Here is a 14,104-nt window from a genome sequence, read left to right on the forward strand (position 1 = left end):
GCCTCACGGTCCGCTGTGGCGACCCTGTGGTCCCGCTGTGCGTTCCGCGGGCGGTGCGCCGGCGAGGTTCCGCCGGGGGCCCGGGGACCGTTTCTGACCGACCCTCAGCAGTGATTCGTTGCATAGTTGGGTGCGTGACTCCGGTCGCGTCGATAGTGTCTGGTCGGCACTCGTGGCGTACCGTGAGTTTTCCGGTGCCCCCGGCGATGCGGCGCACCGCAGCCCTGAGTTCCCCGGAACCCCCCACCGCCCACCGACCCCGAAGGCCCCAGGAAGCAGGAACGGATGCCCCAGCCACGCAAGCTCGTGATCGTCGAGTCGCCCACGAAGGCTCGCAAGATCCAGGGCTATCTCGGAGACGACTTCGAGGTCGAGGCCAGTGTCGGGCATATCCGGGACCTGCCCCAGCCGCGGGATCTGCCGGCGGAGATGAAGAAGGGCCCGTACGGCAAGTTCGCCGTCGACGTCGACAACGGGTTCGACCCGTACTACGTGGTCCACAGCGACAAGAAGCAGAAGGTGCGCGAGCTCAAGCAGGCCCTCAAGGAGGCCGACGAGCTCTACCTCGCCACCGACGAGGACCGCGAGGGCGAGGCCATCGCGTGGCACCTCATCCAGGAGCTCAAGCCCAAGGTCCCGGTCAAGCGGATGGTGTTCCACGAGATCACCCGCGAGGCGATCATGCGCGCCCTGGAGTCCACGCGGGAGCTCGACCAGAGCCTCGTGGACGCGCAGGAGACGCGCCGCATCCTCGACCGCCTGTACGGCTACGAGGTGTCGCCGGTGCTGTGGCGCAAGGTCGGCCAGGGCACGTCGGCCGGGCGCGTGCAGTCCGTGGCGACGCGTCTCGTCGTCGAGCGCGAGCGGGAGCGCATGGCGTTCGTCGCCGCGTCGTACTGGGACGTGTCCGGCACGTTCGCGGTGGCCGGCGACGCAGGTGCCGACGGGGGTGAGCCCGCCTTCCGCGCGCGCCTCGCCCAGCTCGGCGCCGAGCGGGTGGCCGCCGGGCGGGACTTCGACGACCGCGGGCGGCTCACCGCCAGGAGCGGCGTCGTGCAGCTCGACGAGGGCGCCGCGACCGCCGTCGTCGCCGGGCTGGACGGCGCGGGCTTCCGCGTGAACAGCCTGGAGACCAAGCCCTACACCCGCCGCCCCGCGGCGCCCTTCACCACCTCCACGCTGCAGCAGGAGGCGGGCCGCAAGCTGCGGATGAGCTCCCGGCAGACGATGCGCACCGCGCAGGCGCTGTACGAGAACGGCTACATCACCTACATGCGTACCGACAGCCCCGCGCTGTCGAAGGAGGCGACCGACGCCGCCCGCGCGCAGGCCCGCGAGCTGTACGGCGCGGACTACGTGCCGGGGAAGCCGCGGGTCTACCAGTCCAAGAGCAAGGGCGCCCAGGAGGCGCACGAGGCGATCCGGCCCGCCGGTGACACCTTCCGCACCCCGGCGCAGGTGGCGAGGGAGCTGAACGGCGACCAGTTCAAGCTGTACGAGCTGATCTGGAAGCGCACGGTCGCCTCGCAGATGGAGGACGCCAAGGGGTCGACGGCGACGGTGAAGCTCGGCGCGACGCTGGGCGCCGCCGCCGGGACGCTGACGGGGCGCGAGGTCGTGTTCTCGGCGTCGGGCACCGTGATCACCTTCCGCGGGTTCCTGGCCGCGTACGAGGAGTCGCGGGACCTGGACCCGGAGGCGGAGAGCGAGGACGCGGCGGCGTCGTCCGACAGGACCGGCAAGAACGAGCGGGAGACGCGCCTGCCGCGCATGGCGGAGGGCGACGCCCTGACCGGCCGCGACCTGGGCGCCGAGGGGCACACCACCTCGCCGCCCGCGCGCTACACCGAGGCGTCGCTGGTCAAGGCGCTCGAGGAGCGGGGGATCGGGCGGCCGTCGACGTACGCCGCGATCATCTCCACCATCCAGGACCGCGGCTACGTGTACCCCCGCGGGCAGGCGCTCGTGCCGACCTGGCGGGCGTTCGCGGTGATCCGGCTGCTGGAGCAGCACTTCGTGCGGCTCGTGGACTACGACTTCACCGCGGCCATGGAGGCCGACCTCGATGAGATCGCGGCGGGCGACCGGCACCGCGTGGCGTGGCTGCGGGAGTTCTACTTCGGCGAGCACGGGCCCGGGATCGAGGCCGCCGACGGCACGTCGGACACCGACGGCGTCGACTCCCAGGGCGGCGGCCTGCGGGACCTGGTCGAGAACCTCGGCGAGATCGACGCCGCGGCGATCAACTCGGTGGAGATCGGCGAGGGCATCCGGGTGCGGGTGGGCCGCTACGGGCCCTACCTGGAGGACACTGCGGCGGAGGTCGCCGACGGCGAGAAGCCCGTGCGCCCGCGCATCCCCGAGGACATCGCGCCGGACGAGCTGACCGTGGCCAAGGCGCGCGAGCTGTTCGCGCTCGGGGCCGACGACGGGCGCGTGCTGGGCACGGACCCGGGCTCGGGCAACCCGATCGTGGCGCGGAACGGCCGGTACGGGCCGTACGTGACCGAGCAGCTGCCGGAGCCGGAGCTCGACCCGGACCTGTCGGCGGCGGCGCGCAAGCGGGCGCTGGCCAAGCTGCCGAAGCCGCGCACGGCGTCGCTGTTCCAGGACATGACGCTGGACACCATCACGCTGGACGTCGCGCTGAAGCTGATGTCCCTGCCGCGGGTGGTGGGCACCGATCCGGAGAGCGGTGAGGAGATCACCGCGCAGAACGGGCGGTACGGGCCCTACCTGAAGAAGGGCACGGACTCGCGGTCGCTGCCGACCGAGGAGTCGCTGTTCACCACCACGCTCGAGGAGGCGCTGGAGCTGTACAAGCAGCCCAAGCGCCGCGGGCGTGCCGCCGCGGTTCCGCCGCTGCGCGAGCTGGGCGAGGACCCGGAGAGCAAGAAGCCGATCGTGGTGAAGGACGGCCGGTTCGGGCCGTACGTGACCGACGGCGAGACCAACCGGACCCTCCCGCGCGACGTCACGCCGGAGTCGATCACGCCGGAGCGCGCGATCGAGCTGCTGGCCGAGAAGCGGGCGCAGGCGCCGAAGAAGAAGCCCGCGGCACGCAAGACGACGGCCGCCAAGAAGCCGGCGGCCAAGAAGACGACGAAGGCGGCCGCGTCGAAGCCGGCCGCGAGGACGACGTCCAAGAAGTGAGGGCGGGCGATCACGCCTGTGTCGGAGAGCACGGTTAGTGTGGCCGACGTGAGCGCATCCGGGTTCTTCATCTCCTTCGAGGGCGGCGACGGCGTGGGCAAGTCCACGCAGGCGCGGCTGCTGGGCGACTGGCTGGCCGGCCTGACCGGCCGGGAGGTCGTGCTGACCCGCGAGCCGGGCGGCACGGACCTCGGCAAGCAGCTGCGCGCGGCGGTGCTGCACGGCGAGGAGATGGGCCCGCGCGCCGAGGCGCTGCTGTACGCGGCGGATCGCGCGCACCACGTCGACGCGCTGATCCGGCCCGCGCTCGAGCGCGGCGCCGTCGTCGTCACGGACCGCTACCTCGACTCGTCGGTCGCGTACCAGGCGGGCGGGCGGGCGCTCGCGGAGGAGGAGGTGGAGCGGCTGTCCTTGTGGGCGACGGACGGCCTGCTCCCGGACGCCACGGTGCTGCTCGACCTCGACGCGGCCACCGCCGCCGAGCGCCGCGCGGCGACCGGCGAGTCCCCCGACCGGCTCGAGCGCGCCGGCGCGGAGTTCCACCAGCGCACGCGGGAGGCGTTCCTGCGCCGTGCCGGGGCGGATCCGGAGCGCTGGGTCGTCGTGGACGCCTCGGGGAGCGTCGAGGACATCCAGGCGCAGATCCGCGTCGACGTCGCCGCGCGGCTGGGCCTGACGCCGGTCGTGACCGAGGTGCTCACCCAGGCCGCGCCGGGCGACGGCGAGCCGGCCGCCGATCCGGGCCCGGCCGCGGCCGAGGGCACGCCCCGCGGGACGGAGGGTCGCGCATGAGCGTCTGGGACGAGGTCGTGGGCCAGGAGTCCGCGGTCGCCACCCTGCTCGCGTCCGTGACCCGCGCGGAGGCCATGACGCACGCCTGGCTGGTCACCGGCCCGCCCGGCTCCGGCCGCTCGGTCGCGGCCCGCGCGTTCGCCGCGGCCCTGCAGTGCGAGCAGGGCGGCTGCGGCCACTGCCACTCCTGCACGACGACGCTCGCCGGCACCCACCCCGACGTCACCCTGCTGGCCACCGACAAGGTGGTCATCACCATGGACGAGGTGCGCGAGCTGGTCTCCGGCGCGGTCCGCACCCCGACGCTCGGCCGGTGGCGCGTGATCATCGTCGAGGACGCCGACCGGATGGCCGAGCGCACCACCAACTTGCTGCTGAAGTCCATCGAGGAGCCGCCCCCGCACACCGTCTGGGTGCTGTGCGCGCCCTCGGTCCAGGACGTCCTGCCCACCATCCGCTCGCGCTGCCGCACGGTGGTGCTGCGCGTCCCGCCCGCCCAGGACGTCGCCGACCTCATCGTGCGGCGCGACGGCGTCGACCCGGAGCTCGCGCTGACCGCCGCGCGGGCCGCGCAGAGTCACGTCGGCATGGCCCGGCGCCTCGCCCGGGACGCGGGGGCCCGCCAGCGGCGCGCGGCCGTGCTCGGCGTCGCCCGCCGCATCCGCGGGGTGGGCGACGCGGTCCTGGCGGCGGGCGAGCTCGTCGAGGTCGCCAAGCAGGAGGCCGCCGCGGCGACCGAGGAGCGCGACGCCAAGGAGAAGGCGGAACTGCTCCGCGCCCTCGGCGTGGCCGACGGCGAGACCCTGCCGCCCAAGCTGCGCTCCCAGGTCAAGCAGCTGGAGGAGGGGCAGAAGCGGCGCGCGACCCGGCGCCAGCGGGACGTGCTCGACCGCGCCATGCTCGACCTGCTGTCCCTCTACCGGGACGTGCTCGTGGTCCAGCTCGGCGCCGGCGTCGACCTCGTCAACACCGAGCACGAGGGCATGGTGCGCAGCCTCGCCACCGACTCCACCCCGGAGCAGACGATCCGCCGCATGGACGCCGTCGCGCTCGCCCGGCAGCGCCTCGACGGCAACGTCGCACCCCTGCTGGCCTGCGAGGCGATGGCCGTCGCGCTCCGGCCGCAGGGCTGAGCCGGCTCAGGGCACATCTGTTCGGCGGCCGTGCATCACCGGGCAAGTGTTGTCCGGAATGAGGTTTCCTCGCTAGGCTCGCGGCTCGGTACCCCGGACGAGACAGGGGCGCTGCCTCACCCTCCCAGAAGGAGCCATAGTCGCGATGCGGATCCTGCTGCTCGTCTCAGCATTCAACGGCCTGACCCAGCGCGTGTGGTGCCACCTGCGCGAACACGGCCACGACGTCGGCGTCGAGCTGGCCGGCACGTTCGACGGGCCCCGGGAGCTCACCGCCGCCGTCGAGACGGCCGCCCCGGACCTCATCCTGTGCCCCTTCCTCAAGCACCGCGTGCCCGAGGAGGTCTGGCGCAAGTACCCCACGGTGATCGTCCACCCCGGCCCTGTCGGCGACCGCGGGCCCTCCTCGCTCGACCACGCCATCCTCGACGGGCGCGAGCAGTGGGGCGTCACCGCGCTGTCCGCGGTGGAGGAGATGGACGCCGGCCCGGTCTGGGCCTCCAGCGTCTTCGACCTGCCCGCAGAGCCGATCTCCAAGGCCGCCCTCTACAACAGCCGCGTCGCCGACGCCGCGATGGCCTGCGTCGACGAGGTGCTCCGCAAGGTGGCCGCCGGGGACCTGCCGCTCGACGCGAACCAGTGCCTGCGCGTCGTGGCCGGCACCGGCGAGCTCCCGCTGCTGCGCCGCAAGGACTTCGAGCTCGACTGGACCGAGCCCGCCACGGTGCTCGCCCAGCGCATCGCCGCGGCCGACAGCGCCCCGGGCGCACCCGCCGACCTCCAGGGCCGCAGGTTCTGCCTGTACGACGCCGTCGCCGCGGACACCGAGACCGGCGCCCCGCCCGGCGTCGTCGTCGGACACCATCTCGACGCCGTCGCGATCGCCTGCGGCACCGGAACGCTCTGGGTGGGCTACGCCGCCACCCTCACCGGCCGCCGCGGCCCCAAGCTGCCCGCGTCCCGCGTGATCGACGCGAGCCGGACCCCGTTCCTCAAGGCGCCGGAGGCGCTCGCGGAGACCTCGTACGTCCGCGACGACTACGCCGGCTACCTGACGATCCGCTCCTACAACGGCGCGATGTACTCCGAGCAGTGCCGGCGCATCACCACCGCCGTCGAGAAGGCGCTCACCGAGGACACGCGCGTCCTGGTGGTGCGGGGCACCGAGCACGCGTTCTCCAACGGCATCCACCTCGGCGTGATCGACGCCGCGCCGGACCCGGCCGCCGAGGCCTGGGAGAACATCTGGGCGATCGACGAGCTCTGCGTCACCCTCGCCAACGCCGACCAGCTCACGATGACCGCCTACACGGCGAACGCCGGGGCCGGCGGCGTGATGATGGGCCTGTGCACGGACGTCACGGTCGCGCGCGACGGCGTCGTCCTGAACCCGTACTACGACATGGGGATCTACGGGTCCGAGCTGCACTCCTGGGCGCTGCCGCAGCGGGTCGGCGAGCAGCGGGCCGAGACCCTGCTGCACCGCAAGCTGCCGATCTCGGCGGGCGAGGCGGACCGGATCGGCCTGGTCGCGGGCGTCGGGCCGCGCGACATGGCCGACTTCGACGAGTGGCTCATGCGGGCCGCGCGCTCCTACGCGGAGCCGGCCACCCTCTCGACGATGCTCGCGCAGTCCGCCGAGCGCCGCGCCCGGTCGAAGCCGCTCTCCTACCACCAGACGGTCGAGCTCGCCGAGATGGCGCGCGACTTCTTCGACGACCGCAACGGCTTCTCGGAGCTCCGCAAGCGCTTCCTGTCCAAGACCCCGGCGGACGCGACGCCGGCGAAGCTGCGGTTCAACTGACCCGACGAAGCGCTCGGCGGAGGGTGAGGGCGAGGAACGAGCACTCGCCCGCAGCCGAGCGTGAGGAGGGGCAGCATGAACGTGGACCCGACGAAGCGCTCGGCGGAGGGTCAGGACGTGCGGGTGAGGTAGCCCGCGCGCAATCGCGCGCACTGGGATGGGCGATGCCGGGCCCGCCGTGGACATCCTGGTCGTGAGGGCGCTACCCGCCCTGACGACAGAACCAGGGAGTCCGTCCATGAACAGTGCATCCTGCGGGCGCATGCCGCGCGCCCTCCCGGTGGCAGCCGCGGGCGTCGCGCTCGCGCTGCTCGGCGGGGGCGCCAGCGCCGCGGTCATGTCCGACGCCGTTCCTACCGGCGCGACGACCGGCGGCGCGACGACCGGAGCGGGCCTGCCCGGCGGCCTCGGGCGCGACCACCAGCCCGGCGACGTCTTCCGGGGCCTGCCGCCGGGTATCGAGCCCGGCCCGGGCGACGGCGCCACGCCCGGCGTGGTCTGGGCGCCCCAGGCGGGCCTGGTCTACGTCGTGACGGTGGGTTCCAGCAGCTGCCCGCTCGTCGCGGAGCCGCGGGCACGCAACACGACGTCCGGGTCCGGCCTGGCCCTCGCCGAGCAGGTGGCCGACATCGACGTCGAGGTGCGCGAGCCCGACCCGCACGCGATCTGCACCGCGGACCACGTCCCGACGACGACGGCGGTCGCGGCCCCGGCGGGCAAGGACCACGGGAGCCCCGTGACCGTGCGGATCGAGGGCATCGGCAGGAGCGAGCTGGCACCCCGCGTGAACCCCGGTCAGGTGGGACCTCCTGCGTGGATCACGGCAGATCACTGACGATGATCCGGCATCCTCCGGGGTACCGAACGGGTGAATTCTCGCGTACGCTGCAAGCCATCCCTCCCTGGGAACACGAGAGGGATGGACGGTGCTCCGGAGTGTGGGCCGGAGCACCGTCCACCACCCGTCACCGGGCGGCCGAGTTGGACCGTGTCACGCTGCCGCGGAGGGCTTCGTGATCGTCGCCGAGTTTCTGCGGACCACCAGCGACATGAGGGCCGCGCCCGCGCACAGGGCTCCCGCCGCGTACCAGACCGTGTCGTAGGAGCCCGTCGTGTCCCGGACCAGGCCGCCCGCCCAGGCCACGATCCCGGCGCCGACCTGGTGGGACGCGAGGACCCAGCCGAAGACGACCGGCGCCTGGTCGCCGTAGATCTCGCGGCACAGCGCGAGGGTCGGCGGCACGGTCGCGACCCAGTCCAGGCCGTAGAAGACGATGAAGAAGATCATCGGGAGCTCGACCTCGGGCGCCATCAGCGCCGGCAGGAACAGCAGCGCGATCCCCCGCAGCGTGTAGTAGACGACGAGCAGCAGGCGCGCGCTGAACCGGTCCGTCAGCCAGCCCGAGAAGATCGTGCCGACCACGTCGAAGATGCCGACGACGGCGAGCAGCGAGGCGGCCACCGTGATCCCCATCCCGTGGTCGTGGGCCGAGGGCACGAAGTGCGTGCGGATCAGCCCGTTCGTCGTCGCGCCGCAGATCGCGAACGCCCCGGCCAGCAGCCAGAACGTGCCGGTGCGTGACGCCATCCACAGCGCCCCGAGCGCGCGCTGCACGGCGCCGTGCAGCGGCGGCGGCTTCGGCACGAACGTGGCGGAGCCGTACGGCGCCAGCCCGAGATCGGCCGGGTGGTCCCGCAGCAGGAGCAGCACGAGCGGCAGCACGACGGCGCACGCCAGCGCCACCGTGACCGACACGGCGTGCCAGCCCTGCCCCTCCACGAGCCACGCGAGCAGCGGCAGGAACACCAGCTGGCCCGACGCCGTCGCGGCCGTCAGCACACCGCTGACCAGCCCGCGCTGGTGGACGAACCAGCGCTGCGTCACGGTCGCGGTGAACGCCAGCGCCATCGACCCGCTCCCGGCGCCCACCATGACGCCCCAGGTGAGCACGAACTGCCACGGCTGGGTCATCCAGAGCGTGGAGAGCGAGCCGGCGCCGATCACCGTCAGCGCCGTCGCGACGACCGGCCGGATCCCGAAGCGGTCCATGAGCGCCGCCGCGAACGGCGCGACGAGGCCGTACAGCACGAGCTGCACGGACAACCCCAGCCCGACCGTGGACCGCGACCAGCCGAACTCGGCGTGCAGCGGCTCGATCAGCAGGCCGGGCGCCGCGGTGAACGCGGCCGCCCCCAGGATCGTGAGGAAGCTGACGAGGGCCACCCACCACGCCGGGTGGACCCGGCCCGGGTCGCGGGGCGGGTGCGCCACGCCCGGTTCGGTGGCCGGCGCGGCGCCGTCGATCTGTGTCATGAGCTCAGCCTGCGGGGCGGCGCGGCCGGACGACAGTGGCCTGATGGTCGGGTGTCGATATGATCGAGCCATGGCCCGATTTCCCGGCACCGACGCCTCCGGCCGCTCACGGCTGCACGCCGTGGCCCGCCCGCACCGCGTCGCGGTACTGATCACCGATGGCTTCATCCCCTTCGAGCTGGGCATCCCCCACCGGATCCTGGGGAACGCCCGCAACACCGACGACGGCTCCCCGCTGTACGAGGTCGTCACCTGCACGACGCGGGGGCCGCGTGCGGTGCGCTCCGACTCCGACGTGACGGTCCTCGTGGACCACGGCCCGGAGGCGCTGGAGTCCGCCGGCACCGTCGTCGTCCCCGCGGTGAGCGACGACAACTCCGCGTTCCTGACGGGCACCCCCATCCCCGAGATGGCAGAGGCCCTGGCGCGGATCCGCCCCGGCACGCGGATCCTGTCGATCTGCACCGGCGCGTTCCAGCTGGCCTCGGTGGGCCTGCTGGACGGCCGGCCCGTGACCACGCACTGGGCGTTCGCGGAGCGGCTGCAGCGGCTCTTTCCCGACGTCCGGGTGAACCCGGACGTGCTCTTCGTCGACGACGGCGACGTGCTGACCTCCGCGGGCGTCGCGGCGGGCATCGACCTGTGCCTGCACGTGCTGCGGAGCGACCACGGCGCGGCCGTGACCCACGACGTCGCGCGCCACACGATCGTGCCGCCGCATCGCGACGGCGGGCAGGCGCAGTACATCGAACGGCCGGTGCCCGACCCCGCCGGGCCCGGGACCGCCCCGACCCGGGCCTGGGCCGTGGGCCGCCTGGCCGAGCCGATCACCCTGGCCCAGCTGGCCCGGCACGCCTCGATGTCGGTGCGGACCTTCACCCGGCGGTTCCGGGAGGAGACCGGGGAGAGCCCGGGGCAGTGGCTCGTGCGCCAGCGGGTCGACGGCGCCCGGCACCTCCTGGAGAGCTCGGACCTCACGATGGAGCAGATCGCGAACCGGTGCGGCTTCGGGACGGCGCAGTCGATGCGGGTGCACGTGCAGGCCGCGCTCGGGGTCACGCCGACGCAGTACCGCCGCACGTTCCGCACGGCGGCGTGAGCGCGGGCGCCCGCGGGACGACGACGCGGGGCGCCGGCGACCGTGCGGCGCGGATTGCGCCGCCACCTGCAAGACCCCGGCCGGGAGGGACAGATGCAGGTGTACCGGGGCATCGAGTCCGGGCCCCGGTCGATGTCAGAGTCTCGTGGAAGGATCGCCACATGAACAGGACGGCAGGCGCACGTGGGCTGCGGATCGCAACCCTGACCAGCGCCGTGATCGCGTGCGTGACGCTGACCGGCTGCGCGGGCGCCGACACGACCGGTGGCGGCCCGCCGGCCGGGGACGGGACGGCGATCACCAGCGCGCCGTCGGAGGCCGCGACGCCGTCGGACACCGCATCGGCCGGCGGCGGGGACGAGGAGAACGACATGGACAGCACCGAGCCGCGCAACGCGCGGCCGAAGATCGAGGCCAAGGACATCGACCCGCTCGAGGCCGGGGCCACCGGACGCGGGCTGCCGCCGGGGCTGAAGGGGAGCACGTCGTCCACGGCGGGCGCCGCCTGGTCGCCCGAGGCGGGGCTCGTCTACGTCGTGACGAACGACTCCAGCTCGTGCCCGATCATCGCCGAGCCGAACGCGACGGCGGAGGGCGGCGAGATCGTCGTGGGCCTGCTGCCGCGCCGGGACGGCATGTGCACCATGGACTTCGCCCCGACGACGAGCGTCGTGGAGCTGCCCGGTGACGTCGCGGACGGCTCCGCGGTGACCCTCCGGCTGGGTGACCAGGGGTCCGTCGACCTGCCCGCCCGCGAGACGGCGGGCGAGCCGGGTGCGATCGCCTGGGTCTCGAAGTGACATCGACGTGGTGAGGGTGCGGTGAATCCTGCCGCGGGCTGTCGGGCCAGGGCGCTCGGCTTCGATAGGTTGTCGTGGTGACCCGACCAGCCCGACGTCCCGCGGCCACCCTTGTCCTCCTGCTCGTGGCGGCGTTGACGCTCGCGGCGTGCTCCGTTCCGCCCAAGGAACAGGTGGCCCTGGAGAACGTGGGGAAGTCGGGCGGCGGCGGAACCGCGGCGGCCAGCGGCGCGCCCGACGGCTTCGAGGAGTACTACACGCAGACCGTCGCGTGGAGCGACTGCAACGGCTTCCAGTGCGCCACGGTGGACGCCCCGCTCGACTGGCACGACGCGGGCAAGGGCGGCATCCAGATCGCGCTGAAGAAGCTCCCGGCGACCAGCGAGAGCCCGCAGGGCTCCCTGCTGGTCAACCCGGGCGGGCCGGGGGTCTCCGGCATCTCGCTGGTCGAGGACACCAGCGGCTTCGGCTTCCGCCTGCGGGCCGCGTTCGACATCGTCGGTTTCGACCCGCGCGGCGTCGGCCAGTCCACCCCGGTGAAGTGCATGGACGACGCCGCGAAGGACGAGTTCCTCACCAAGGACTACCCCTACACCGACGAGGGCATCACGCAGCGCATCGAGGCGGTCCGCGCGTGGGCCCAGGCGTGCGGCGAGAACACCGGCGAGCTGCTCGGCCACGTGGACACGCAGAGCGCGGCGCGCGACATGGACATGCTGCGCGCCGTCCTCGGGGACGCGAAGCTGAACTACCTCGGCTACTCCTACGGCACGCAGCTCGGGGCCACGTACGCCGGCTTGTTCCCGGGCAACGTGGGGCGCCTCGTGCTCGACGGCGCCGTCGACGTCACGCTGACCGCGGACGAGGGTGCGGCGGAGCAGGCCGTCGGGTTCGAGAACGCGCTGCGCGCGTACGTGACGGACTGCCTGGCGGGCTCGGAGTGCCCGCTCGGGGGCGACGTCGACTCCGGGCTGCGGCAGGTCGCGGCGATGCTGGACGACGCCGCCGCGCATCCGATCCCGACGTCGTCGGGCCGCGTCGTGACGAAGAACCTGGCGTTCTACGGCGTCGCCTTCCCGCTGTACAACAAGGGGAACTGGTCGCTGCTCACCACGGCGTTCCAGGAGGTCTTCCACGAGGGCAAGGGCGACACGCTGCTGATGCTCGCCGACAACTACAACGGCCGCAACGCCGACGGCACCTTCCAGGACAACAGCACCGAGGCGTTCCGCGCCGTGAACTGCGCCGACGAGCGCGCCGCCGAGGACCTGGGGCAGATGAAGCAGCTCGCGGCAGAGATCCTCCAGCAGGCGCCGACGCTCGGCGAGGCGTTCGGCTACAGCGGCGTGGAGTGCGCGGGCTGGCCCTACCCGGCCGTGAAGCGGGAGTTCGACCTCCACGCGAAGGGTGCCGCGCCCATCATGGTCATCGGCACGACGAACGACCCCGCCACCCCGTACAAGGGCGCCCAGGCGCTGGCGAAGACCCTGGACTCGGGCTTCCTGGTGACCATGGAGGGCGAGGGGCACACGGCCTACGGCGCCACCAACGAGTGCGTCAACAACGCCGTCGACGACTACCTCGTGGAGGGCACGCAGCCGGAGCCAGGGCTGACCTGCTGAGGCGGTCGCACGTCACACGCGATTCGCTTTGGAGACATGGCCGTTCGTCAGGTACTGTTGTGGCCGCTGCAGGGAACAGGTTCTCCCAGCAGGTGTAACGCCGCCTTAGCTCAGTCGGTAGAGCGGTTCACTCGTAATGAACAGGTCGACAGTTCGATTCTGTCAGGCGGCTCAGGACGGAAACCCCGTCTGGTCAGGGAATCACATCCCTCGATCAGACGGGGTTTCCGCTTTCTCGGGCCGTGAACGTGCGAGCGGACCGCCCGGAGGACAGGCCCTAGGCTGGTCCGCATGTCCGACCCCACGACGGCCGGTCCCGTGGACCGCCCTCGCGACGCCGCGCCGGGCCAGGAGCCGGCCCTGGCCGCCAAGGCGCCGACGCTCGAGGAGGTGGCCCGGCGCGCGGGCGTCTCGCGTTCCGTCGCGTCGCGGGCGATGAACAACGTGCGCAACGTGAGCGAGGCGAAGCGGGAGGCGGTCGCGCGGGCGGCGCGCGAGCTCGGCTACGTCCCGAACGCGACGGCGCGCGCCCTCGCGACGAGCAAGGGCGGATCGGTGGTCCTGGCGGTCTCCAACGACGACCCGGCGCTGTTCGGGGACCCGTTCTTCTCCCAGGTGCTCGTCGGCGTCGCCGAGGCGCTGGACCGGTCGGAGCTCGACCTGACCCTCATCCTGGCGTCATCGGAGCGCGGTCAGGCCCGGCTCGGGCGGCTGCTGCGGTCGCGGCGGTCCGACGGCGTGATGCTCCTGGCGCTGCGGGGCGACGACCCCCTGAACCGCGTGGTGGCCGCGACCGATCTGCCGGTGGTGATCGGCGGGCGCCCGCTGGCGGGCGAGGCCCGCTGGTACGTCGACGTGGACAACCGGAACGGTGCCCGCGTCGCCGTCGACCACTTGCTGGCCTCCGGGCGCCGTCGCATCGCCACGATCACGGGCCCCCTGGACCTGCAGGCGTCCGTCGCCCGGTCCGAGGGGTTCACCGACGCCATGGCGGTGGCGGGGCTGCCCGCGGACCGCGTGGGGCACGCCGACTTCAGCTTCGAGGGCGGCGCCCGCGCGATGGCGCGGCTCCTTGAGGCACACCCGGACATCGACGGCGTCTTCGCGGCGTCGGACAACATGGCCGCGGGCGCCCTGCGCACCCTCAGGGAGGCAGGGCGCCGCGTCCCGGACGACGTCGCCGTGGTCGGCTTCGACGACCTGGAGATCGCCCGCCACGCGGATCCGGCGCTCACCACGATCAGCCAGCCGATCCGTGGGCTCGGCCAGGAGATGGCCACGATGCTGGTCCGCCTGATCGCCGGCGAGTCGCCGACCCCGATCATCCTGCCGACGCGCCTGGTCGTGCGTGGTTCGGCCCCCGGCGCCGGCGATCAGGCGTGACCGG

Annotated in this window: 10 protein-coding genes and 1 tRNA gene; 10 read left to right on the forward strand and 1 reads right to left on the reverse strand. The window is 73.2% G+C overall.

From position 1 onward, the window contains the following. Nucleotides 1–285: 285 nt before the first annotated feature. The 5 genes from topA to ABD208_RS00380 all read left to right on the forward strand — a co-directional run bounded on the left by topA (nucleotide 286) and on the right by ABD208_RS00380 (nucleotide 7,717). Nucleotides 286–3,153: a type I DNA topoisomerase gene (gene topA, locus ABD208_RS00360; RefSeq protein WP_344098677.1), complete on the forward strand. Its 2,868-nt coding sequence runs from the start codon at nucleotides 286–288 to the stop codon at nucleotides 3,151–3,153. A gap of 48 nt (nucleotides 3,154–3,201) precedes the next feature. After that, on the forward strand, nucleotides 3,202–3,945 hold the full coding sequence (tmk, locus tag ABD208_RS00365; RefSeq protein WP_344098678.1) for a dTMP kinase: 744 nt from the start codon (nucleotides 3,202–3,204) through the stop codon (nucleotides 3,943–3,945). Next, complete coding sequence (locus tag ABD208_RS00370; protein ID WP_344098679.1) at nucleotides 3,942–5,078, forward strand: DNA polymerase III subunit delta'; 1,137 nt, start codon at nucleotides 3,942–3,944, stop codon at nucleotides 5,076–5,078. The genes tmk and ABD208_RS00370 overlap by 4 nt, the downstream gene beginning before the upstream one ends. Nucleotides 5,079–5,223: 145 nt before the next feature. Continuing rightward, nucleotides 5,224–6,882 (forward strand): enoyl-CoA hydratase-related protein, encoded by a 1,659-nt coding sequence (locus tag ABD208_RS00375; RefSeq protein ID WP_344098680.1) that lies wholly within the window; start codon nucleotides 5,224–5,226, stop codon nucleotides 6,880–6,882. 238 nt (nucleotides 6,883–7,120) lie between these two features. Further along, nucleotides 7,121–7,717, forward strand: coding sequence for a hypothetical protein (locus ABD208_RS00380; RefSeq protein WP_344098681.1), 597 nt, complete (start codon nucleotides 7,121–7,123; stop codon nucleotides 7,715–7,717). 156 nt (nucleotides 7,718–7,873) lie between these two features. On the opposite strand, the gene ABD208_RS00385 is transcribed toward ABD208_RS00380, so the two are convergent. Continuing rightward, complete coding sequence (locus ABD208_RS00385) at nucleotides 7,874–9,196, reverse strand: MFS transporter (protein ID WP_344098682.1); 1,323 nt, start codon at nucleotides 9,194–9,196, stop codon at nucleotides 7,874–7,876. A gap of 70 nt (nucleotides 9,197–9,266) precedes the next feature. Between ABD208_RS00385 and ABD208_RS00390 the strand changes: the two genes are divergently transcribed. The 5 genes from ABD208_RS00390 (at nucleotide 9,267) to ABD208_RS00410 (ending at nucleotide 14,100) form a co-directional block, all read left to right on the forward strand. Further along, on the forward strand, nucleotides 9,267–10,295 hold the full coding sequence (locus ABD208_RS00390; RefSeq protein ID WP_344098683.1) for a GlxA family transcriptional regulator: 1,029 nt from the start codon (nucleotides 9,267–9,269) through the stop codon (nucleotides 10,293–10,295). Nucleotides 10,296–10,456: 161 nt separating this feature from the next. After that, the gene (locus tag ABD208_RS00395; protein ID WP_344098684.1) at nucleotides 10,457–11,095 is read left to right on the forward strand and encodes a hypothetical protein; all 639 of its coding nucleotides are present in this window, start codon (nucleotides 10,457–10,459) and stop codon (nucleotides 11,093–11,095) included. Nucleotides 11,096–11,172: 77 nt separating this feature from the next. Further along, nucleotides 11,173–12,717 (forward strand): alpha/beta hydrolase, encoded by a 1,545-nt coding sequence (locus ABD208_RS00400; RefSeq protein WP_344098685.1) that lies wholly within the window; start codon nucleotides 11,173–11,175, stop codon nucleotides 12,715–12,717. 99 nt (nucleotides 12,718–12,816) lie between these two features. Continuing rightward, nucleotides 12,817–12,889, forward strand: a tRNA-Thr gene (locus tag ABD208_RS00405). Between the two features lie 119 nt (nucleotides 12,890–13,008). Continuing rightward, complete coding sequence (locus tag ABD208_RS00410) at nucleotides 13,009–14,100, forward strand: LacI family DNA-binding transcriptional regulator (RefSeq protein ID WP_344098686.1); 1,092 nt, start codon at nucleotides 13,009–13,011, stop codon at nucleotides 14,098–14,100. The last annotated feature ends 4 nt before the right edge of the window (nucleotides 14,101–14,104 follow it).

This window comes from Myceligenerans crystallogenes (assembly GCF_039529775.1).
GTDB lineage: Bacteria > Actinomycetota > Actinomycetes > Actinomycetales > Cellulomonadaceae > Myceligenerans > Myceligenerans crystallogenes.

Coding starts and splice junctions, on each gene's coding strand:
- topA (WP_344098677.1), top strand. CDS start 286: ATGCCCCAGCCACGCAAGCTCGTGATCGTCGAGTCGCCCACGAAGGCT.
- ABD208_RS00370 (WP_344098679.1), top strand. CDS start 3,942: ATGAGCGTCTGGGACGAGGTCGTGGGCCAGGAGTCCGCGGTCGCCACC.
- ABD208_RS00375 (WP_344098680.1), top strand. CDS start 5,224: ATGCGGATCCTGCTGCTCGTCTCAGCATTCAACGGCCTGACCCAGCGC.
- ABD208_RS00380 (WP_344098681.1), top strand. CDS start 7,121: ATGAACAGTGCATCCTGCGGGCGCATGCCGCGCGCCCTCCCGGTGGCA.
- ABD208_RS00385 (WP_344098682.1), bottom strand. CDS start 9,196: ATGACACAGATCGACGGCGCCGCGCCGGCCACCGAACCGGGCGTGGCG.
- ABD208_RS00390 (WP_344098683.1), top strand. CDS start 9,267: ATGGCCCGATTTCCCGGCACCGACGCCTCCGGCCGCTCACGGCTGCAC.
- ABD208_RS00395 (WP_344098684.1), top strand. CDS start 10,457: ATGAACAGGACGGCAGGCGCACGTGGGCTGCGGATCGCAACCCTGACC.
- ABD208_RS00410 (WP_344098686.1), top strand. CDS start 13,009: ATGTCCGACCCCACGACGGCCGGTCCCGTGGACCGCCCTCGCGACGCC.